At 33.0% G+C, this 20,959-nt stretch carries 16 protein-coding genes and 1 tRNA gene; 13 read left to right on the top strand and 4 right to left on the bottom strand.

Annotated features, from left to right (window positions below; genetic code table 11):
- Window positions 1–5 precede the first annotated feature (5 nt).
- The 3 genes from folB to DIT68_RS12315 all read left to right on the top strand — a co-directional run bounded on the left by folB (window position 6) and on the right by DIT68_RS12315 (window position 1,496).
- On the top strand, window positions 6–359 hold the full coding sequence (gene folB, locus DIT68_RS12325) for a dihydroneopterin aldolase (RefSeq protein WP_109360114.1): 354 nt from the start codon (window positions 6–8) through the stop codon (window positions 357–359).
- A gap of 76 nt (window positions 360–435) precedes the next feature.
- Window positions 436–507: transfer RNA gene (locus DIT68_RS12320), tRNA-Cys, on the top strand.
- A gap of 167 nt (window positions 508–674) precedes the next feature.
- Window positions 675–1,496 (top strand): universal stress protein, encoded by an 822-nt coding sequence (locus DIT68_RS12315; protein WP_158276182.1) that lies wholly within the window; start codon window positions 675–677, stop codon window positions 1,494–1,496.
- A 293-nt stretch (window positions 1,497–1,789) separates the two neighbouring features.
- On the opposite strand, the gene DIT68_RS12310 is transcribed toward DIT68_RS12315, so the two are convergent.
- Window positions 1,790–5,689 (bottom strand): adenylate/guanylate cyclase domain-containing protein, encoded by a 3,900-nt coding sequence (locus DIT68_RS12310; RefSeq protein WP_109360112.1) that lies wholly within the window; start codon window positions 5,687–5,689, stop codon window positions 1,790–1,792.
- A gap of 33 nt (window positions 5,690–5,722) precedes the next feature.
- A complete protein-coding gene (locus DIT68_RS12305) occupies window positions 5,723–6,229 on the bottom strand; it encodes a ferritin (RefSeq protein ID WP_109360111.1) in 507 nt (168 codons plus the stop codon).
- 160 nt (window positions 6,230–6,389) lie between these two features.
- On the opposite strand from DIT68_RS12305, the gene rnr reads away from it, so the two are divergent.
- Window positions 6,390–8,510 carry a ribonuclease R gene (rnr, locus tag DIT68_RS12300; protein ID WP_109360110.1) on the top strand — a complete coding sequence of 707 codons (2,121 nt, stop codon included), beginning with the start codon at window positions 6,390–6,392 and terminating at the stop codon, window positions 8,508–8,510.
- A 66-nt stretch (window positions 8,511–8,576) separates the two neighbouring features.
- Here the strand turns inward: rnr and rpiB are convergent, their stop codons facing one another.
- Window positions 8,577–9,020, bottom strand: a complete 444-nt coding sequence (rpiB, locus tag DIT68_RS12295) for a ribose 5-phosphate isomerase B (RefSeq protein ID WP_109360109.1) — start codon at window positions 9,018–9,020, stop codon at window positions 8,577–8,579.
- A gap of 716 nt (window positions 9,021–9,736) precedes the next feature.
- Between rpiB and DIT68_RS12290 the strand changes: the two genes are divergently transcribed.
- The gene (locus DIT68_RS12290) at window positions 9,737–10,489 is read left to right on the top strand and encodes a response regulator (protein WP_109360108.1); all 753 of its coding nucleotides are present in this window, start codon (window positions 9,737–9,739) and stop codon (window positions 10,487–10,489) included.
- Between the two features lie 101 nt (window positions 10,490–10,590).
- Complete coding sequence (locus DIT68_RS12285; protein WP_109360107.1) at window positions 10,591–11,433, top strand: fibrobacter succinogenes major paralogous domain-containing protein; 843 nt, start codon at window positions 10,591–10,593, stop codon at window positions 11,431–11,433.
- Window positions 11,434–11,454: 21 nt separating this feature from the next.
- Here DIT68_RS12285 and DIT68_RS12280 read toward each other — a convergent pair whose 3' ends face one another.
- On the bottom strand, window positions 11,455–12,663 hold the full coding sequence (locus DIT68_RS12280) for a peroxiredoxin family protein (RefSeq protein ID WP_109360106.1): 1,209 nt from the start codon (window positions 12,661–12,663) through the stop codon (window positions 11,455–11,457).
- Window positions 12,664–12,754: 91 nt separating this feature from the next.
- On the opposite strand from DIT68_RS12280, the gene DIT68_RS12275 reads away from it, so the two are divergent.
- From DIT68_RS12275 to DIT68_RS12245, 7 genes are all read left to right on the top strand, one after another.
- Window positions 12,755–13,291 carry an RNA polymerase sigma factor gene (locus tag DIT68_RS12275; protein WP_109360105.1) on the top strand — a complete coding sequence of 179 codons (537 nt, stop codon included), beginning with the start codon at window positions 12,755–12,757 and terminating at the stop codon, window positions 13,289–13,291.
- Complete coding sequence (locus tag DIT68_RS12270; protein ID WP_109360104.1) at window positions 13,281–14,417, top strand: T9SS type B sorting domain-containing protein; 1,137 nt, start codon at window positions 13,281–13,283, stop codon at window positions 14,415–14,417. The genes DIT68_RS12275 and DIT68_RS12270 overlap by 11 nt, the downstream gene beginning before the upstream one ends.
- 98 nt (window positions 14,418–14,515) lie before the next feature.
- Window positions 14,516–15,193, top strand: coding sequence for a hypothetical protein (locus DIT68_RS12265; RefSeq protein ID WP_109360103.1), 678 nt, complete (start codon window positions 14,516–14,518; stop codon window positions 15,191–15,193).
- Window positions 15,194–15,288: 95 nt separating this feature from the next.
- Window positions 15,289–16,398, top strand: coding sequence for a 4-hydroxythreonine-4-phosphate dehydrogenase PdxA (pdxA, locus tag DIT68_RS12260; RefSeq protein ID WP_109360102.1), 1,110 nt, complete (start codon window positions 15,289–15,291; stop codon window positions 16,396–16,398).
- Window positions 16,399–16,570: 172 nt separating this feature from the next.
- Window positions 16,571–17,623, top strand: coding sequence for a M42 family metallopeptidase (locus DIT68_RS12255; protein ID WP_109360101.1), 1,053 nt, complete (start codon window positions 16,571–16,573; stop codon window positions 17,621–17,623).
- A gap of 454 nt (window positions 17,624–18,077) precedes the next feature.
- A complete protein-coding gene (locus DIT68_RS12250; RefSeq protein ID WP_109360100.1) occupies window positions 18,078–19,628 on the top strand; it encodes a nuclear transport factor 2 family protein in 1,551 nt (516 codons plus the stop codon).
- Between the two features lie 201 nt (window positions 19,629–19,829).
- Entirely contained in the window at window positions 19,830–20,855 is a 1,026-nt protein-coding gene (locus DIT68_RS12245) for a sensor histidine kinase (protein ID WP_109360099.1), read from the top strand.
- The last annotated feature ends 104 nt before the right edge of the window (window positions 20,856–20,959 follow it).

Below are 20,959 nucleotides of genomic sequence, written 5' to 3'. Positions count from 1 at the left end.
ACATCATGCAACATACAATTGAAGTAAACGGAATAAAACTATATGCTTTTCATGGCTGCTTGGTAGAAGAAGAAAAAATTGGCGGTCATTACACTGTTGATGTATCCATAAAAACCGATTTTACAGCTTCTTTCGCTTCAGATGAACTAGCTGATACTGTTGATTATGTAAAAATAAACCAAGTAGTAAGAGAAGAAATGGCCATTCGTTCCAAACTTATTGAGCATGTTGGTTACCGAATTAGTAAACGCTTACAAACAGAAATTAAAGGATTAATAACTTCAAAAGTTAAAGTCATAAAACATTGCCCTCCAATAGGGGGCGATGTTAATGACGTGGCGATAATTATTGAAAATTAATTCAAATTTTATTTTCCTTGCAAAAGCAATAGATAAAATGAAATATATTTGTATATTTGCAGTCCATTAAAAAAATGGTCCTGTGGCCGAGTGGCTTAGGCAATGGTCTGCAAAACCATCTACAGCAGTTCGAATCTGCTCGGGACCTCTAGAAAGTCCTTAACCTTAAAAAGTTAAGGGCTTTTTTTTTGAATTAACAATTTAAAAATCAGCAATAATCTGAATATTTAATTCCATTGAAATAGTGAATTTATGCCTCAGATAGCAAACTATTGCTTATTTTTGCTAAAAGCTATAAAAAACCAGATACTAATTATGTCCAACAAAAGTTTTATCGTTCCTCACGATTTTTCAGAGGTAGCAGATTGCGCATTAAACCATGCAATTACAACAGCAAAAGTTGTTGGCGCAAAAATCTTCGTTCTCCACGTTGTTTCTAAAAACAAGGAAATTGCAGAAGCTGAAACAAGACTAAAAGCAATTACAGATTCACACGGATCTAAGGGGGTTGAATTAACTCCAAAAGTAAGAGTAGGAACAATCTTTGAAGATATTGGAGATTTCGCTGCAGAACACCACGCAGAACTAATTTTCATGGGAACTCACGGTGCTTCTGGCTGGCAACACATTGCAGGATCACACGCGTTAAAGGTAATTACTCACTCCACCGTTCCTTTTGTAATTGTACAGCAAACAAAGGTAGGTGAAAATGGATATGATGATATTGTTGTTCCGCTTGATTTACACAGAGAGACGAAACAAAAATTAGCTATCGTAGCATCAATGGCAAAGTTCTTCAAGTCAAGAGTACATGTCATTACACCAAATGAAACAGACGAATTTTTGAAAAATAAGGTCACTGCAAATATTCTATTCTCTAAACGCTTTTTTGAAGAAAGAGGCATTGAAATGACAGCAACCTTGGCTCCTAGTAGTGGATTTGATAAGGAAGTAGTGAGATTGGCTGTAGAAAAAGACGCCGATCTAATTGCTATTATGAATCAGAATAAGAGCAACTACTTGGGTGCATTTGGATCAAACTATGAACAATACATGATTACTAACGATGCATTAATACCTACATTGGTAGTTAATCCTATTGAAACTCCTTATGGAAGCAGTGTCCTGTTTTCTTAAAGAATAATTTTTTTGATAAAAAGACCGTAATGTACGGTCTTTTTTTTTGACTATTTTATAGCAAAAATTCAATTAACAAACCTTTTTTTATCATCGATCGACAGGCGGTCTACAAAGTTATTTACTCCCTGGTAGCTTCTTTATCCAACCACTTTTTCAGCGATCATTAAAACAATCTGGAATACTCCATAAATCTCTGATTAATCTAAGCTATTGCAACACTTAAATCCGAGAAATTAACAAGGCAGAAAAATGCGATTAAGAAGAATCTTTTCTTCCGCTTTTAACGCTATTTAATCCCTGTATTTATCTTCTTTCAGCTTTTGCTTAATCTCCTCTAGGTTTTTTCTTTTCTTATCTAAACGCGTCTCTATAGACGTTCTTGTGAAATATCTGTGTTTAGTTAAAAACCTCACCTGCATTTCATCCCATTTTCTATCGCTATCTATCTTACCATGCTCCCTCAACTCCCTTCTTAATCTGTCCGCAATTTCATGAAAATCATCTCTTCCAAGGTAGTCCAAGTCTGCATCACAAATAATTTCTTCTAGGTTATTCTTTGGTTTGTGTGGTACTTGAGTCACGAAAATGAGTTCTTTAATTCTTTCAATATGCGCTTCTGTATAACCAAAACTTGGAAGAATTTCGGCAGCCATTTTTGCACCAATTGGCTCATTTCTTTCATATTGATCTATAAATCCAGCATCATGAAAAGATGCAGCAGACTTTAATAAAAACAAGTCTTCGTCCGTAATCCCTTCACCTATGGCAATTCTTTCCGCTTGACGAGTGACATCTTTTGAGTGATCAAAAGAATGGTAATGCAGCTTAGGACTTAAATCCTTTTTTAGTTTGGCCAAGATAAAACGTTCTGCCTTATAGTAATTTATTTTGCTGTAATGATGGAGATTGACTAGCTTATGAAAAGATTTATTTGGTTCTATTCCTAAACCATCTACAGATAATTCAGGCTTAATTGAAATCACCTCATACATCATGATTTCCACACCACTTTTAGTTTCTACTTTCCCTATCTTATTGCACTCAAAGTAAGGCTCAATATCGTCAAATGTATCTTGTGTAACCGCTATTTTCTCAGGCTCACATAACTGCTCCATTCTTTGCGCTCTGTTTACTGCATTACCCCAAACGTCGTATGCATAGCGTTTCGTTCCAATCACACCAGCCGAGACTCCACCGGTATTGATTCCTATTCTTAGCTGCCAATATGGTTTTCCAAGTCTAATCTGTTGCTCTTTAAAGTCCAACATATAGTACTTAATTTGAACCGCTGCCAAGGTTGTATTAATTGGGTTTGTCTTATTACGAATTGGAACACCTCCTGCACACATGTAGGCATCTCCAATAGTCTTAATTTTCTCTAGATCATTCTTATCAATAATAGAATCAAACTTTCTAAAATGCATATCCAAAATAGAGACTAAATCTTTAGCATCCATGGTTTCCGCAATTTTGGAAAATCCAACAAAATCGGTAAACATGATCGAAACCTTACTAAAGTCTCTTGCAGCTGAACGTCCATCTTTCTTCAATTGACTGGCTGTTTCTTTTGGCAGTACGTTATTGAGCAATCTCTCAGATTTATCTCTCTCCCTTTCTAACTCTTCTGTTTGTAAAACAAGACGCCCTTTTTGTTGCAGCACTTTTTCATTCATTTTTCTAAGTTCTCGCGTGCGTTCGGCGATTTTCATTTCAAGTCTTACTTGCTGTCTTCTTTCTTTATCTATACTTTTTCTAACTCTGTAGAGTATAAATAATCCAACAAAAACTACAATTATTGTATAAAACCACCACTTCATCCAAAAAGGTCTCTGAACCTCAATGGTTAACTTTGCAGGATATTTAGTCCAATCTCCATTGGTATTTCTTACATAAATATACAATTGATAAATTCCCGGCGCAATACTAGTAAAACGCAGTTCGTTTGATGCACCAAGCTCTTCTTCGACATCATCATCACCAGACATCACATATTTGTACTCTATACGCTCAGGATTACTTAAATCATTCGCGAAAAATCGTAATTTCAAACTTCTTTGCTTATACGGAATAACAATGTGATCTGTGAAAGCAATACTTTGCGTTAGTATTCCATTTTCTTTTGGAAAAATAGCTTCATTTTCAAGTTCAATTCCTGAAAAATAAACCCTAATATTATTATTCACCTGAAAAGCTTCCGACGGCTTTACATAATTGAATCCTTGAATTCCTCCAAAATAAATTTCTCCATTTTTGGATACGAAACTTGCACCAGAGTTTAATTCATTACTCATTAATCCATCCGTCTCAGAAAAGGTATAAACTGCCTCTGATTTGGTATTTAACGCTATCACTCCCTTGTTGGTAGAAATCCATATAAATTGAGGATCGCTTTCAATTGCCTCAATTCCATAAACTACATTATTGGGCAATCCCTGCATTTTATTGAATTGACTTATCTTATTTGTTTTCGCATCAAATTTAAACAGACCATCTCCCATAGTACCGAACCAAAAAACATCATCACTGGATTGAAGAAAGTCTGAGAAATAATCTCCAGTAACTTCATTCAATGCCGAAAATTCATGAGTTTTTGTTGCAGAAAGTTGTTTATTCTCGTCTTTAATTAAATATAACGCACCAGAAGAAGGAGCAACATAATAATTTGCATCCTTTTTAAAGATCAGTCGACAGGCTCCAGCACCAATAGAAGACTTTGTTTTTTCAGTATTAAAAAGATAACGAAAACTTTTGTCTTTTAAATCCAATAAAGCCACACCTGCGCGGGTTCCCAACAAGTACTGACCTTCATTTTTATACTCGAGAAGTGTATAGGTCATATCAAATTCCCGGGAAACATTTTCGCCATGTTCAATTTTTGTAAAACTGTACTTTTTAGGATTATTTTTATCTATTGAAAGAATAAAAAGTCCATCTAAACAACCTACCAGCAGCTCATACTCTGAAAGTACTTTTATGGTGAGTGTTGTAAGATTTTCGTAGTTATTTGGTCTGCGATAATAATGGTAGTAAATGTGATTTGTACGATCAAAGGCAGAAACACCATGATCTGCAGCGATATACAAATATTTTTGATTTTCAGACTCAGCAAATCCCCATATATTTTGAGAAGGTAAACCTTTATTTAAATCAACAGAAACCCCAACTCCTTTAAAACCAACAAACTCCGGATTAAAACTACTTAATCCTCTTTGGGAAGTTATCCATATAACTCCTTGATTATCTTTAAATAAACTCGACAGATTATTAGAAATAATAGCTCCCTTTTGAAAAATATCTGCCGAATAATTGATCACGTTAATACTATCATTTTCATCTTTTGAGAGTTGAAAAAGTCCAGAATTTTCTGATGCCACAAGTACTTTTTCCTTTGAAAGATAGAGTGCATCTACCACCTTAATGTCCTTTAACGCAGAGAAAAAATTATTCAAGGGTTTAAAAAAACTATAACTTTCATCCAAATACAGAACTCCTTCACTGGTTGCAATCACTATTTCATGATCGGGAGATTCTATAAATCCATTAATAATAAAATCATTTTGACTTTTGGCCGTTGGTTGAATAACTTTTCTATTCTTAAACTTCGAATCTGTTAATAAAACCCCTTCAAATTCACTAACAAAAATAAGGGTATTTCTTTTGTAACGAATATCAATTATTTTAGAACTAAATGTTTGGTCATCAACAAGTTTAAATGTATTATTTTGTGTATCGAAATTAAAAATTCGTCCAAACGCTGTTCCAATCCAAATATTACCTTTGGCGTCCTCTGTAATTGAATTTATGTCTAATCTTTCGTTATTGTCAATAGTGTAGGAAGAGAATTTAACTGTGTGTGGATTGTACTTCGTAAGTCCATTATAAGTACCAAACCACATATTTTCGTTTCTATCGGTGAAACTTGTATTGATATATTCGTTTGAAATATCATACCCTTTGTCCCCCGAAAAAACCTCAAAGTTTTTTCCATTAAACCTGTTTATGCCGTCTTGCGTTCCTAGCCATAACGCTCCCAACTGATCTTGCACGATGCAAGACACTGAACTTTGGGAAAGACCTTCAGTAATAGTATAGTTTTTGAACTGTATGTGATCTTGCGCGCTAACGGTTAAGTAAGAACTCAAAAAAATCACATACAGCAAAAAACATTTAAAAAGTAATTTATAATTCATTTATTCAGTGTAAAAACACTTTTTACCGCTCCATTAGTTAGGAGTTGCAGCCGTAATATTAGAATTTTGCATGTCTCTGTCAAATAAATACAAACCACCTTTGTCAGATCCAATTAATTTTAATTTATCCATAATATTGCGTGCTAAAGCTTCCTCCTCTAATTGCTCAGAAACATACCATTGGATAAAATTGTGTGTTGTATAATCTTTCTCACTTAAACATGCATCAACAATATTGTTAATACTTTCTGTGACTTTAACTTCATGATCTAGTAATGATTGGAAAATAGATTCCATAGAGTCAAAACTTACATCTGGTTTATAAATAGCCGGAATAACAGCAGTTCCACCGCGCTCATTGATAAATTTTACCAATTTCAACATGTGTTCGCGTTCTTCATCACTATGTGCATATAAAAAAGAAGCTGTTCCGTTAAATCCTTGGTTTTCTGACCAAGAAGCCATAGATAAATAGAGTTGACTAGAAGAATATTCTTTTTCTATTTGATCGTTTAATAATTTTTCGATTTTTTTATTCATTTTCAAAAGGTTTTAAACAAAAATACGAATTATTAACAACTATAGAACCCCCTTTAAAGAATGGAATTATTCTAATTAACCATAAGTCTTAACTTTTACATAATGCATTAAGTTATCATTAAACTGTAAATTCAACTATATTTGAAGTAAAATACAATAAATGTCAAAATACAAACTCAAAAAAAAAGGATTACAATCCGCCATACGAAAGATATTCGATAGACAACCAGATCAAAAATACAACGCCAAAGAAATCAGTGCAATTTTACAAATTACGGACAAAAACATGCGAAAGCTAGTTTTGTCTATTTTGAACGATTTAAAAAGTGAGAATTTTTTAAATGAATTTCAGAAAGGTTACTTCATTCTCAACGATAGCTTTACTAATCATTTTATTGGAACTGTAGATTCTACATCTAGGGGAGCTGCTTACATTGTAAGCAAAGATCGTGACGGTGATATTTATGTTTCACAGGAAAACATGAATAAAGCATTTCATGGAGATGAAGTAGAGGTTGAAATAATCCGACAGAAAAAACACAAAACAGAAGGCAGAATTACCAAAATAATCAAGCGAAAGGCTGTTAAATTCGTTGGAACCTTGGATGTAAGGAAAAAATTTGCATTCTTAATACTGGACAACAATAAAATAAATGTAGACCTCTACATACCTTTAGAAAAACTTAAAGGCGCAAAAACTGGTCAGAAGGTAATTGCCCGAATGACCACATGGCCTAAAGGTGTTGATAGCCCATATGGAGAAGTCCTTAAGGTAATTGGTTCACCAGGAAACAATGATGCAGAGATGTACTCCATTTTATTCAAAAATGAATTTGAAATAACTTTTCCACAAGAAGTCATTGAAGAAGCTGAAACAGTTGGAATTGAACTTGACCAAGAAGAGGTAAAAAACAGAAAGGATTTAAGAGATAAGCTCACTTTTACCATTGATCCTTTTGATGCCAAAGACTTTGATGATGCTTTATCTTATGAAGTTTTAGAGAATGGAAACGTAGAAGTGGGAGTTCATATTGCAGATGTGAGCCAATATGTGCAACCTGGCACCGCCATGGATGCGGAAGCCCTTAAACGAGGTAACTCAGTATATTTAGAAGATAGAGTTATCCCAATGCTTCCAGAGCAGTTGTCTAATATGGCTTGTTCTCTTCGTCCCAATGAAGATAAATTTGCTTTTTCGGCAATATTTGAACTCGATGAAAAAGGTAATGTATTGAAAGAATGGTTTGGAAAAACAGTGATTCATTCAGATTACCGTTTTGCTTATGAAGACGCTCAAGACGTAATAGAAGGCAAAAGCGATACTTTAAAGGAAGAAATATTGGCCATGGATAAAATTGCTAAAACCATCCGTAAAGACAGAATGAAAAATGGTGCGCTATCTATAGAATCTGAAGAAGTGAGTTTTGTTTTTGATGAAGATGGAATGCCTAATGGTGTGGTTAAAAAAGTATCAAAAGATGCCAATAAACTCATTGAGGAATTCATGTTGCTCGCCAATAAAAGAGTAGCTTTATTCGTAGGAAAACTACCTGGAGATAAAGGATCAAACAATCAATTTATTTACCGTTGTCATGATAAACCATCGCTTGAAAAATTAAAAACATTCTCTGTTTTTATAGAAAAGTTTGATTATGATTTAGAATTTGAAAACGTCAATAACGTAGCACAAAAAATAAACGGTTTATTAGAGAAGATTAAAGATGCACCTGAATATGGTTTGATTCAAACCATGGCCATTCGATCAATGGCAAAAGCCAATTATCAAACAAACAACATTGGACATTATGGTTTATCCTTTGATTATTACACGCATTTCACCTCGCCCATTAGAAGGTATGCAGATTTAGTAGTTCACCGTTTACTCCAAGATAAACTAGACCATAAACAGAAAAACTACGGCAATACACTAAATGAAATTTCTGAGCATATTTCTGCACAAGAAAGAAAGGCGATTGAATCTGAAAGAGAATCTAATAAATTCTTTCAAGCTAAATTTTTACAAGATAAAGTAGGCGAGGAGTTCGAAGGAACAGTATCTGGATTAGCAGACTTCGGAATGTTTGTAAAAATGAACGATAATCACTGCGAAGGCATGATTACAATGCAATCATTACCAAATGGTAGTTACTATTTTGATAATGATAAATTTCAAATTGTTGGGAGAAGAAACGATGAAGTCTTCAATTTTGGTGATCAGGTTAAAGTAAAGGTTATTGGTGTTGATATGTTGAAAAAACAAGTAGATTTAGAATTGGTATAGGGACGCTTTGTAGGGGTGATTGTATGGGTGATTTGCAAATCACCCATACGTAACACCCGAACCATATCACCCACAGGCAATCTTATCAACTCTCTTCTGGTGTCTTCCTCCTTCAAAACTGCTAGTTAAAAATTTATCTACCATTTTAATTCCTTCTTCTTCCGAAACAAATCTGGCAGGTAATGCTATAATATTGGCGTTATTGTGTTGTCTGGCCAATTCGGCCAATTCCACTGTCCAAGTTAATGCACTTCTTATTCCTTGGTGCTTATTAACAGTCATATTAATACCGTTTCCACTTCCACATATTACTATTCCTAAAGTATCCTCATTGTTTTGCACATGAATTGCAACTGGATGTCCATAATCTGGATAATCTATACTATCCTCAGAATATGTACCATAATCCTTAAATTTGTAACCTCGTTCTGTGAAATGCTTAATAATTGCTTCTTTCAACTGAAAACCAGCATGATCTGCTCCAATAGGTATAATTTTAGCTTTTGTCATAACATTGAATTTTTTACAATATTACGTAATTAACAATAGGCTCTAATTATTAACAATGACTTTTTTTTAAATTCTTTACCCCCTGAATATGCTCACTTTTAAAATTCGAGTTATTGACATAGATATTAACAATGTGTTTTTTGATTGTTTATTACTTTCAATAACTTTAGCTTGGATTATCAAAATATTATTCCAAACCAAAACGCAAATGACAAAAACAATAGTAAGTTATTAGTTTTTACATTTAATTATGAACAGGTAGAATGGGTCAATAAAATTCAGAAATGAAAATTACTTATACAGAATTATGAAATCAACAAGAATGTTAACAAGTCTATAAAAGCTTATACAGTAATAGATTAAAATAATTTACAATGTGTATAACTCCATGTATTATGTTTACAACTTAGAAAACAAATAAAACACTAAAAAGTAATGCACCGTATTAACAGTACTATAATAATAGTAAAGAGGTTTTTAAAAAATTTTTCTTTATTTCAATTATATACTCTTTAAGAAAAAAACAAGGATTTGATTTTTCAAGAAAAAAAAACTATCTTCTTTTCTGAGGATACAAGAAAGCTTTAAACTCCCTTTAAATAAGGGCTTCTATAGATATAGAATTCAAATTAAATTTGAAATAATGTAAGTTTAAATGAAGAGAAAAAGAAATAGAATTTGTATATTTAAAGTTGTTTAAATAAATCGGAAATAATATGTCAAAAATAAAAGTTTTAGTCGTCGAAGATGAGTCGATAGTTTCTAAAGACATTCAGCACAGTTTAAAAAGGTTAGGATATATTATTTCTGGCGCTTCAGCAACTGGTGAGAAAGCCATTAGACTTGCCTCTGAGGAACTTCCAGATATAGTTTTAATGGATATCATGCTCAAAGGAGATATGAATGGTATTGAGGCTGCTGAAGTAATAAAAAGAGAACAAGGCATTCCGGTTATCTTTCTTACCGCTTATGCTGATGAAGCAACCTTGGCAAAGGCGAAAATTACAGAGCCTTATGGTTATATTATTAAGCCTTTTAAAGAAATAGATTTACACACTTCTATTGAAATGGCGTTGTACAAGCATCAGAAAGAAAAAGAAGTGGAAAAAGAGCGTGATTTACTCTATTCTATTGTCGAAAACAAGAGTACACAAGATTTTATTTTCGTAAAATCAAACTCGAAATTAGTAAAGCTCAACACAAAGGATATCTTTTTTGTTGAGGCATTAAAAGATTATGTAGTTATCAATACTGCTGATACAAGATACACCATTCACTCTACAATGAAAGATATAGATAAGAAGTTAGGCGATTCAGATTTCATTCGTGTTCATCGATCTTTCATTGTTCGTTTAGATAAAATATCGACCATTGAGTACCCAAATCTTCAATTGGAAAATGATAAAAAATTGATTCCAATTGGAGGGTCTTACAAAGATAAATTGGTGAATAAAATTAATTTGGTATAAGGAACAGCGGTTTTCAATAAGGAATATTCAAAGTATGTATCTAGTACTTTTGCTTTTCTCGTTTTGAAAATGAATTGAGTAAATATCCAAAAAACACTATTATGAAAAATATTTTTTTCCTATCAATTTCTATGATCTCCCTTTCATTGTTTGTTTCATGTAATAAAAATGAACGATATAACTGTATGAATGGTAATTGTATAGAAAGTAAAAATGGTAAATTTAGATCATTAAGTGAATGTGAGGAATTCTGTATTCCAACAGCTGATCCAGTTATATTTAATCCGGATTTAGTTTATGGTGAAGTATCAGATGTTGAAGGAAATGTTTATAAAACCATTTCAATTAACGGAGAATTATGGATGGCTGAGGATTTAAAAACTAGCAGATATTCAAACGGAGATACCATAAATCATGTTATTGATGAGTATGAATGGTCTGTTAGTGCAGAAGGAGCTTGGTGTTACTTTGCAAATGATGTGAATAATGGAGTAACGAAAAGTAAATTATACAACTGGCATGCTGTTAATGATAGTAGAAATATATGTCCAGAAGGTTGGCATGTACCTACTTTAAGTGAATATGAAGAATTAGAGAGTTATTTAGACACTATAAAACCCATTAATGAAGCGGGGAATAAAATGAAATCTACTGGAACTTTAAACTTAGGAAGTGGATACTGGGCCGATCCAAATGAGGGAGCATCTAATTATTCTGGATTTTCAGGTCTTCCAAATGGACTGAGAAATAGAGAGGGGAGTTTTGTGCGAATTGGCTTAACTCATCCCGGAGGATCTGGGAGTTGGTGGACCTCTACGGACATAAATTCTTTTGGTAATTTAAATGGTTTTTCAATTCTATTAACAACGCATAATAAAACACTAATCTATCAAGACCGAAGACAAACCTCTGGTCAATGTGTTAGATGTAAACAAGATAACTAATTACATTTCCTTTTAGGGCACTCATTCTTTTAGTAAACGTTCAATCAGCTCTTTGGTTTTTCGTTTGTAATCTGTATAGATTTTTCCTGTTCCCGGGCCATTAAATCCCGTGTGAATTTTCACGACTTCACCATATTTATTGATAAAAATAGAAGTTGGAAAAGAGCTAATATTATTTAGCATATCAAAGTCTTTCGAGCATTCTTCTTTTGAGGCATCACCTCCTACCAAAATAGGATAATTAACTTCTTTGTTTTGCGTAAATCGATTGATTCTTTTTACTTTATCTTCAAAAGATTCCGGTCTTTCGTATGCAACTGCAATAATTTCTAATCCTAGATCTTTATATTCCGCGTACAAGTCTTTATAAAACATTGTTTCATCTAGGCAGTTTGGACACCAAGTACCTAAAATTTGAACGATTACCACTTTATTTTGTAATTCTTTATTAGGGTAATTATAATCTTCACCCTCGACAGTTTTAAAATTGAAAGAGAAATTATCTTTTACCATATAGGTTAAGGAATCAGGATTTTCTAATTTAAAATTTTCATTTTTAGATCCAATCCAATTTGTTTTGTAGCCACTACCAGATATAAATTCACCTCTTAAAGTATCATTTTTTAATGTTGCGGTAAACAAAAATACATGGGCACCATCAAAGCTAGAAAGCATTAGTTTATTATTTTTAAAACTTCCACTTAAAAATCTGAAATCACCAGTTTCCGTTAAAAAGGTGCCCGTAACTTTATTTTTTTCTTGATTAAAAATCCCTATTGCAGGAAAATTATGTTCTGTATCAGGATCAAATAAAACTTGCCATTTGCCATCTATTTTGTTCTTCATATTTCCACAAAATTTAGGCTGTTCCTTCCCAAAGTATTTTCCGTTAAAATCTATTCTAGCAAATTCATTTTTACGATCGGGATTAACAAACGATCCAGAAATTCGTTTTTCAGACTCAACTTTAAATATTAAAAAGTTCGGAAAACTTGAGAAATAATACTGAAGACTATCATTTTTTAGGATAGATTCTTTCATTAAGACACTTTCTTCTGCATTTATTATAGTAATTTTTTGATCTTGGTTTACTGAAAAAATAAAAGGTAAAACTTTGTTACCAATTAGTTTAAGTTCTCCTTCCCAATAGCCTTCCCTTAGTTCAATAGCATTTCCTGTAAAAAGAAGTGACATAAAAAAGAGCAACAATAAAATTGTGTAGTGTTTCATTTTTTTAATTTCGGTTTTCCAAAAGTAATAGCTTCTTTATATTGTTGCAACCTTTTGTTTAATATTGTAGTCTTTAATCTGAAGTAACGAAATGGATGATGAAATTCTTGTACAGAAATGTGTTTCTGGAAACGGTGAAGCGCAACGCGAGTTGTTTGATCGTTTTTCCCCGTTAATGTTAGGGGTTGCAATGCGTTATATTAAAGATAAAGAAAGAGCGGAAGATGTTCTCCAAGACGGATTTATCAAAGTATACAAAAATCTTCATCGATTTGAACACAAAGGTTCTTTGGAAGGATGGATTAGGCGAATTATTGTTAACACAGCATTAGATCAGCTAAGGAAAAATAAAAAGAGTCAAAACAATTTACAGTTAGACGATTCAAGTTTCGAGATAGTACAAAAAAGTGATGCCATTGGGCGCTTGGAAGCAGAAGTGTTAATGGAAATAGTTCAGCAATTACCCGATGGTTATCGTATTGTTTTTAACATGTTTGCCATTGAAGGTTATAGTCATAAAGAGATTGCAGAAACCTTAAAAATATCTGAAAGTACCTCCAAATCTCAATATTCGCGTGCCAAATCCGTACTTCGAAAAACTTTAAAAAAATATAATATTGAACGATAAAGACGAAATAAAAGAATTGTTTCAAAAGGAACTAGGAAATTACCAAGCAAAGGTAAACCCTAATCTCTGGAAAGGAATACAAGCTGGTCTGGGTAGTGCGGGAGCTGCATCTGGAGCTGTAACATCTTTAGGTTTTGTAGGTAAAATTGTCATAGGTGTTTCAATTGTAACTGCTGCTGTGGTAGGAACATTTTTGGTGGTAAACAATGGTGAAAAATCTCTCCAACAAGAAACATTAGTTTCAGATTTGAAACAAGCAGACACACTTAAAAAAGAAACAGAGAAACTAAGAGAAGTTATAGAATTTAGCCAAGAGATTAAAAAAGATGCTTTAAAAGAGCAATTCAACTTAGTTGAGAACAAGAAAACATTAAATAATGTAGTAACTGTTGAAAAAGAAGATGGGGGTGAAAATTCAAATGCTAAGCACCTAAACGAATCAATAAAAGTTAAAGATAATCACTTGGAATCTATACCCGTTCAAGAAAACAGTGGGCTTGCGCAAACATCAAAAATTGCAGATCAAAAAGAGTCAATAAAAGAGAATTTAGCTAATTCGGCTTTGGCTACTGTACCTGTCCTGGATTCGTCAAAAGAGCAATTTGTTTCAGAATTATCTGAGGTTGAAATTTCAATAGCCAATCAAGAAAATCAATACGTTTCTTTTAAAAGTGAAGGAATTCCTGACGACGCATACGTGGTTTGGAATTTTGGAGATGGGACAATTGATAGAAGTTTAAATCCCGATCATTTTTATTCAGAATCAGGAATTTATGATGTAACGCTTACCGTTAAAACTGACGATGAAGAAGTGAGTAAAAGAATAAGTATTGAAACCATAATTCAGGGAGAAATAGGTAACTTACCTAACGTTTTTACTCCTAATGGGGATGGAGATAATGATGAGTTTTTCGTGAATTGTAAACACATAAGAAAATTCCAATTGACCATTATGGATAATAAACAAAACATTATTTTCACAACAAATGATGTAGATTTCCGATGGAGAGGTTTGAATAAAATTGGTCAACCGGCAAAAGAAGGTATTTACTTTTACATTATTGTAGCGGAAGATGAATCTGGAAATACGATAAATAAGTATCAACAATTACGACTACAGCGATAGTTTAGTTTAAAAATATGAATTTTTAAAAAATCGTTTATTCGCCATAATTTTATTAATTTGGTCGCAGACTTTTATGTTAAAGCACCTGTAATTTTTGTATGAAAAAAGTAATTTTTGCTCTCTTATTTCTATCCATTAGCGCGGTTTCATTTTCTCAAAATCGAAATTTCAGAATGGTTAAGCCCTACAAATGGATGCTTGGTGTTTATTGGAACGGAGTAATAGATGATGGTTTAGGTTCAAGCTATCTTTTGAATACAGATAAATCTTGGAATATTTCAGAGCTACCTACTTCATTGAATTTAGATGTATACTTTTTAAAAGGGATGAGCGTAGATTTTATTGCTTCTGTAAATACCTATAAATTGGGTAAAACAATCGACAAAGATACCACTCGTTCAGGACAATTTATTTCTATAAAATCGCACTTTAAATACAGTTTTGGTTATGTTATGGACCAACAGTGGTTTGATCCTTTTGTTTTTGCTGGAGTAGGTTATACTTCAAGAGAAGCGCTGGATAATGAAGGTATGATAGGTGCAAGTTTTGGAGCTGGATTTAATCTTATGATGATTGGTGGATTTGGTATACAAGTTAGAGGTTCTGGAAATATTGGTTTTTTATCTGGTGAGTCTAACTATGGACATGCTCATTTGGGTTTTATTTATAAAGTTCAGGATTTGGACAAGAAACCAAGTAGATCTTTTACGAAGAAAAAATACCAATGGGGTTTCAAAAAACCTAGATATAAAAAACCGCGTTCACGAAGAATGTAATAGTTTCTTGTGCAATCCCCATAATCCATCATATTCTCCGAACATTTGTTATTTTTGTGTATGCACCACCTTTTTAAGGTGTAAAAATAAACAGTATGCAAAATAAGAGACCAAAGGAAAATGTAAATATAAAATCGAACAGAAAACCTATTCGTGTGGGAATTTCTGTTGGAGATATCAACGGAATTGGACCAGAAGTAATCATTAAAGCACTTCGGAATACTGAAATTTTAGCAGAGTGTACACCCATTATTTATGGTTCGACTAAAACCATGTCTTTTCATAAAAAAGCAATAGGTGATGATTTATTTAACTATCAAAGGGTAACTGATGCTGCTGATGCAATAGATAGAAAAGTAAACATAGTTTCTTGTTGGAACGAAGTGGTTGAAATTCAGTTAGGAAAAGCAAATGAAATAGGAGGTAAATATGCTTTTCTATCTTTAGAAAAAGCAACACAGGATTTAGCCGCTGGGAAAATAGATGTTCTTGTGACTGCACCAATTTCCAAAGAAACTATTCACTCTGCAGGATTCAAATTTCCTGGACATACAGAATATTTAGCAGATTTATCGGGTAAAGAAGATGCATTAATGATGATGGTTTCTGGCGAATTGCGCGTTGCTTTGGTTACCAGTCATATCCCTTTAAAACAGGTGATTGAAGAAGTAACACAGGATAAAATTTTAGCTAAAATTCAAGAATTAAATAAAAGTTTAAAGAAGGATTTTGGTATCATTCGTCCAAGAATAGCTGTATTGGGATTAAACCCTCATGCCGGAGAAAAAGGAGAAATGGGAACAGAAGAATCTGAACAAATTACTCCAGCAATTCAAAAAGCAATGGAAGAAGGAATAGTGACTTTTGGACCCTATCCAGCTGATGGATTTTTTGGAAGTCGTCAATATGCCAGCTTTGATGCTGTTTTAGCGATGTATCATGACCAAGGATTAACTGGTTTTAAATCCTTAGCGTTTGAAGATGGAGTAAACTTTACCGCCGGACTACCAATCGTGAGGACATCACCAGACCATGGAACAGCTTTTGATATTGCTGGAAAAGGTGATGCCAATGAACAATCTATGCGAAGTGCAATTTATTTAGCGATTGATGTTTATCGAAAGCGTAAATTCATAAAAGAAATTAATGAAAATCCATTACCCAAACGCACGGTAAGGGAAGAGAAAAAATCAAAATTTTTCTAGTAGAGTCGCAATGCATTGCGACTCTACGGAAAAAATTTGCATTGCGTCACCACGGAAAACATTTTGCATTGCATGATATTTACGAAGAGGCGAAAATCATTGCGACTCCACGGATAAATAGTGAATTCCTCCTCCATAGAAAAACACAAAACAATTTAAACCCTATCAAAACATGAGCTTAAACCTTGAATTATTAAGTGCTATTTGCGAAGCTCCAGGCGCACCAGGATACGAACAAAAAATAAGAACTTTAATTTTAGAAGAAATTCGTCCACTTGTCGATGAGGTTGAACTCGATAACATGGGGAACATCTATGCCATAAAACGGGGGAAATCTGACAAAAAGGTAATGATTGGTGCACACATGGATGAGATAGGTTTCATTGTAACGCATATTGATGACAAGGGATTTATTCGTTTTCATACTTTAGGAGGATTTGATCCAAAAACATTGACAGCTCAACGTGTTTTAATTCATGGAAAAGAAGATGTGATGGGAGTGATGGCAGCAAAGCCAATTCACGTAATGACACCTGAAGAGCGCAATAAAAACCCAAAAACAACAGATTTTTTCATTGATACAGGGCGTTCAAAAGAAGAGGTAGAGCAGTTGATTCAAATTGGTGATCCAATCACCAGAGAACGTTCATTTATTGAAATGGGAGATTGTGTAAATTCTAAATCTTTAGACAATCGCTTGGCAGTTTTTATTTTGATCGAAACTTTAAAAAAACTAAAAGATAAGGAAGTTCCTTTTGATATTTATGGTGTTTTTACAGTTCAAGAAGAAGTAGGAATTCGCGGGGCAAATGTTGCTGCTTTAAAGATAAATCCTGATTTTGGATTTGGTTTAGATACTACAATTGCTTATGATTTGCCGGGCGCTGCAGCACACGAAAAAATTACTTCCTTGGGTGAGGGAACGGCAATAAAAATTATGGATGCTTCCACGATTGCCGATTATCGAATGGTAGAATACATGAAAAGAACTGCTGATAGACATAATATAAAATGGCAACCAGAAATTCTGACTGCTGGTGGAACAGATACTGCAGGAATTCAACGCATGACTGCGGGGGGATCAATTGCGGGAGCTATTTCTATTCCTACAAGGCATTTACATCAAGTCATTGAGATGGCGCATAAAGAGGATATTCAACGCAGTATTGATTTATTGATTGCTTGCGTTTCAGAATTAGATGGGTTTGATTGGTCGTTTAGTTAACGAGATTATTGGTAAACAGAGCGAGAGTAGAAAGTAAATAATTTCTATTGGTTTATGTTTTGAAATAAATTCAAGTAGTGGATTTTTAGGAATCGGATATAGTTATTTTTTCTGGTCGCAGAAATAGTTAAAACTATTTACTCTGGTGAATCTAAATTTTTTCTAAAAACCTTCTCAGTATATAAATGATTGGCAAATGTGTCAGATTCAATGCTTGGTTCTTTCAAACCCATATCATTTTATTCTTATCTAAACCTATGCTATTTGGAGTTTATATTGATATGGTTTCGTTTTAGCCTTTTGATGAAGGGTGTGTTTTATTCATAGATTTCATCAATTCTTATAAAGTAAAATAAGTTTTTCTATTATTTCACCTGAAATAGTTTCCCTGTTATATAATTTTTATATTTATGGGGAAAAAAAAACACTAATGCTCTATTAATCAAAATATTTAATGAAAAAGATACCTTACGATTTATATATCTACTTGGATGATTTGCGTTCTTTTTTTAAAGGGAATTTAAAGAAAACAGAAAACTTCTTGAGCTGTGGAATGGCTTCTTTAGAAATATCAACGTATTTGATGGGTAGTTTACTTCGGGTCCAAGAAGATAAAAACATAGAGAAGATAGAACATATCCTTAAAGGAATTGAAACACAATTTAATTTATTGAATGCCTATAATTTCAATTCAGAAAGTATAGGTTTTAATGAGGGATATTCAAAAAATATTGAAAACCTAAAACTCCTTGATCTTAAATATGCAAGAAGAATAGATAGGATTACGGAGCTTTATTTTGAGGTTTCCAAAAAAGTACAATTAGGTCTCGATGATCAAATAAACCAAATAAGAGATTATTTTTTCTTGGTTAAATTGCCTGCGAAAAAACATAATAGTGAAAAAATAATTGAATATCCTGATATTGTAGAGGTGCTCAAATTGAATGAATTGGAATATTTTAATTCCGAGGATGAAACCTTTATGATGGTTCATCAAATTTCCGAATGTTGGTTTAATATTGGAATAAACGAACTAAAAACAATTGAAAGGTCTTTAGATAATGCAGAACTGGATAGCGCTGAAATAGAAGAGAAATTTAAACTTACATTCAAGGTTCTTAATTATTTATCTGACAATATTTTATTGCTAGACCTTATGGTTTTAGCCGACTATCATCCATTAAGGGTTGCGCTTAGAGGAGCAAGTGGTGGTCAGTCTATGCAAGCTTATGAGTTATTCAAAATTTCAAAAAAGCTCTTTGAAAAGTTTTTAATCCTTATAGAAAAAGAGAATAAAAATCTTGTTCATATCATAGAAAATCCGAAAACAGAAGGCGATTTACTATCTATTATAAATAATTTTACGCTGCTAGAACGCGGGTTAAAGAACTTTTTCTTTCAGCATTATGTGTTGACTTCAAATATTATTGGATCTGAATCATTTGGTTCAATTGGACATGATTTAGTTTCATTGGTCGGTAAGTTTATTCAACCAATTTTCAAAGAAATAGATCAAGCAAAATATGATTTAACATTAAAAACGAACTATCAATACGGGAAAATAGCAGGTAAATTAATTTTGGAGAAAGAAGACACTATTCCAGCTCCGACAGAAAAACATACTTCGGATATAGATACGATAATTAGAGTAACAGATGCGTATTTTGCTGCCATTAGTAGTTTCAATCAAGAAAATTGGATAAATCTTTTTGCAAAAGATGGTTTTATTGAAGATCCAATAGGCAGTAGACCTTACCATGGTCATCAGCAGTTGGCTATATTTTTTAAAGGGGTAATACGGTTTTTCTCAGAATTTAGCATGACCATTGAAAATATGAACATTGAAGAAGACTGCGTAAAAGTGTTTTGGAATGCGAAGGCAAAAAGTTATAATAATAAAGAAATTAATTACAGTGGTTTAGAGATATTTAGAATTAATGATAGTGGTAAGATAATGTCGGCCCAAGTAGAGTGGGAGCCTGCGATTATCGCCGACCAATTATAAACTAATTATGATTTTAAACCCTTTATATATTGTAAATCAGTTTTTTATTTTTATTATGTTTACATATAAATTTTCTTAAAACATTTGATTTAGCGTTGATATTCGATATATTTGAGAGGTTAAAAATTATTTGATAAGAGCTCAACAGTTTTGATTCGTTTTATACCCAACTTAATTTCTGCTAAGTCTTAAAAATATTAAATGGAGAGATATAATTCAATAGAAGATCTTAAGTTGTTAAGTGAAAGTGCTTTAGAAAGTTCCCTAGCAGGTTTTTGGGACTGGAATATGATTACGGACGAGGAATACCTTAGTCCACGTTTTAAGGAAATGTTTGGTTACAAGGAGTCTGAGATGGAAAATAGTCCTGAGGCTTGGAAGAGAATTGCTTATCAAGAGGATTTACCAGATATGTTTAATGAATTAGAAAAACATATATTATCAAAAGGTAAACTTCCATTTAATGTTACACTGCGCTATCACCATAAAAATGGAAGTACTGTTTGGGTAAGGTGTAATGGGAAAGTAGTTGAATGGGGAGAAAATGATGAACCACTTCGAGTAATAGGTTGCCATGTTGACATCACTGAAGAAAAGAGAATAGAGGAACAATTAATAAAAGCATTAAAAGAACGTGATATTTTACTTAAAGAAGTACATCATCGCGTTAAAAATAATCTTCAATTATTATTGAGTTTATCTAGACTAAAAGACAAGAATGGCAAGATTGAAACACACGAAATTGAAGACGCAATAAATTCTATTGCTATGGCTTATGAGGCTATTTATAAGACAGATGATTTAAACATTGTTTCAATTAAAACCTATATTACGCAAATCATTAATCCAATTATTTTAGGACAGCACATACAGCTCAATATTGATTCAATTGTTTATGAACAAAATATTGATTTTTTAATTCCTATAGGTTTAATAATTACAGAACTGGTTAACAACTCGCTGAAACACGGACGCGATGCTAAGGCAGACCAAGACGCAATGAAGATATCTATAGAGATTAAAAAAGAAGCAAATATACTTAGCTTAATTTACTGTGATAATGGTGTAGGTTACGGAGAGGTGATCAATTCAATTAGAGAAGATAATTCATTTGGAATCGCTATTATTGATGGGCTAACGGAACAGTTGGATGGTACCATAGATTTTTATGATGACTCGGGAGCTTGCGCCCTATTAAAAATTGATTTAAACTCAAGCAGCAGTTAGCGCAGGTTGTGCTGATGGCTTCTGTTGGTACTAACTTTACCGATGCTAATAACTTCAATCGTTACAAAAATATCTACTTTAGTAAAAGGTGGTTGAACTTCAGT

The sequence above is a fragment of the Brumimicrobium oceani genome (assembly GCF_003143775.1).
In the GTDB taxonomy this organism is placed as follows: domain Bacteria; phylum Bacteroidota; class Bacteroidia; order Flavobacteriales_D; family Crocinitomicaceae; genus Brumimicrobium; species Brumimicrobium oceani.
The sequence above is the reverse complement of the archived record's forward strand: the minus strand, read 5'-3'. Positions and strand labels throughout refer to the sequence as shown.

Bases quoted from the DNA above. Each gene is read 5' to 3' on its own strand.
- folB (WP_109360114.1), top strand. From the start codon at position 6: ATGCAACATACAATTGAAGTAAACGGAATAAAACTATATGCTTTTCAT.
- DIT68_RS12315 (WP_158276182.1), top strand. From the start codon at position 675: ATGTCCAACAAAAGTTTTATCGTTCCTCACGATTTTTCAGAGGTAGCA.
- DIT68_RS12310 (WP_109360112.1), bottom strand. From the start codon at position 5,689: ATGAATTATAAATTACTTTTTAAATGTTTTTTGCTGTATGTGATTTTT.
- DIT68_RS12305 (WP_109360111.1), bottom strand. From the start codon at position 6,229: ATGAATAAAAAAATCGAAAAATTATTAAACGATCAAATAGAAAAAGAA.
- rnr (WP_109360110.1), top strand. From the start codon at position 6,390: ATGTCAAAATACAAACTCAAAAAAAAAGGATTACAATCCGCCATACGA.
- rpiB (WP_109360109.1), bottom strand. From the start codon at position 9,020: ATGACAAAAGCTAAAATTATACCTATTGGAGCAGATCATGCTGGTTTT.
- DIT68_RS12290 (WP_109360108.1), top strand. From the start codon at position 9,737: ATGTCAAAAATAAAAGTTTTAGTCGTCGAAGATGAGTCGATAGTTTCT.
- DIT68_RS12285 (WP_109360107.1), top strand. From the start codon at position 10,591: ATGAAAAATATTTTTTTCCTATCAATTTCTATGATCTCCCTTTCATTG.
- DIT68_RS12280 (WP_109360106.1), bottom strand. From the start codon at position 12,663: ATGAAACACTACACAATTTTATTGTTGCTCTTTTTTATGTCACTTCTT.
- DIT68_RS12275 (WP_109360105.1), top strand. From the start codon at position 12,755: ATGGATGATGAAATTCTTGTACAGAAATGTGTTTCTGGAAACGGTGAA.
- DIT68_RS12265 (WP_109360103.1), top strand. From the start codon at position 14,516: ATGAAAAAAGTAATTTTTGCTCTCTTATTTCTATCCATTAGCGCGGTT.
- pdxA (WP_109360102.1), top strand. From the start codon at position 15,289: ATGCAAAATAAGAGACCAAAGGAAAATGTAAATATAAAATCGAACAGA.
- DIT68_RS12255 (WP_109360101.1), top strand. From the start codon at position 16,571: ATGAGCTTAAACCTTGAATTATTAAGTGCTATTTGCGAAGCTCCAGGC.
- DIT68_RS12250 (WP_109360100.1), top strand. From the start codon at position 18,078: ATGAAAAAGATACCTTACGATTTATATATCTACTTGGATGATTTGCGT.
- DIT68_RS12245 (WP_109360099.1), top strand. From the start codon at position 19,830: ATGGAGAGATATAATTCAATAGAAGATCTTAAGTTGTTAAGTGAAAGT.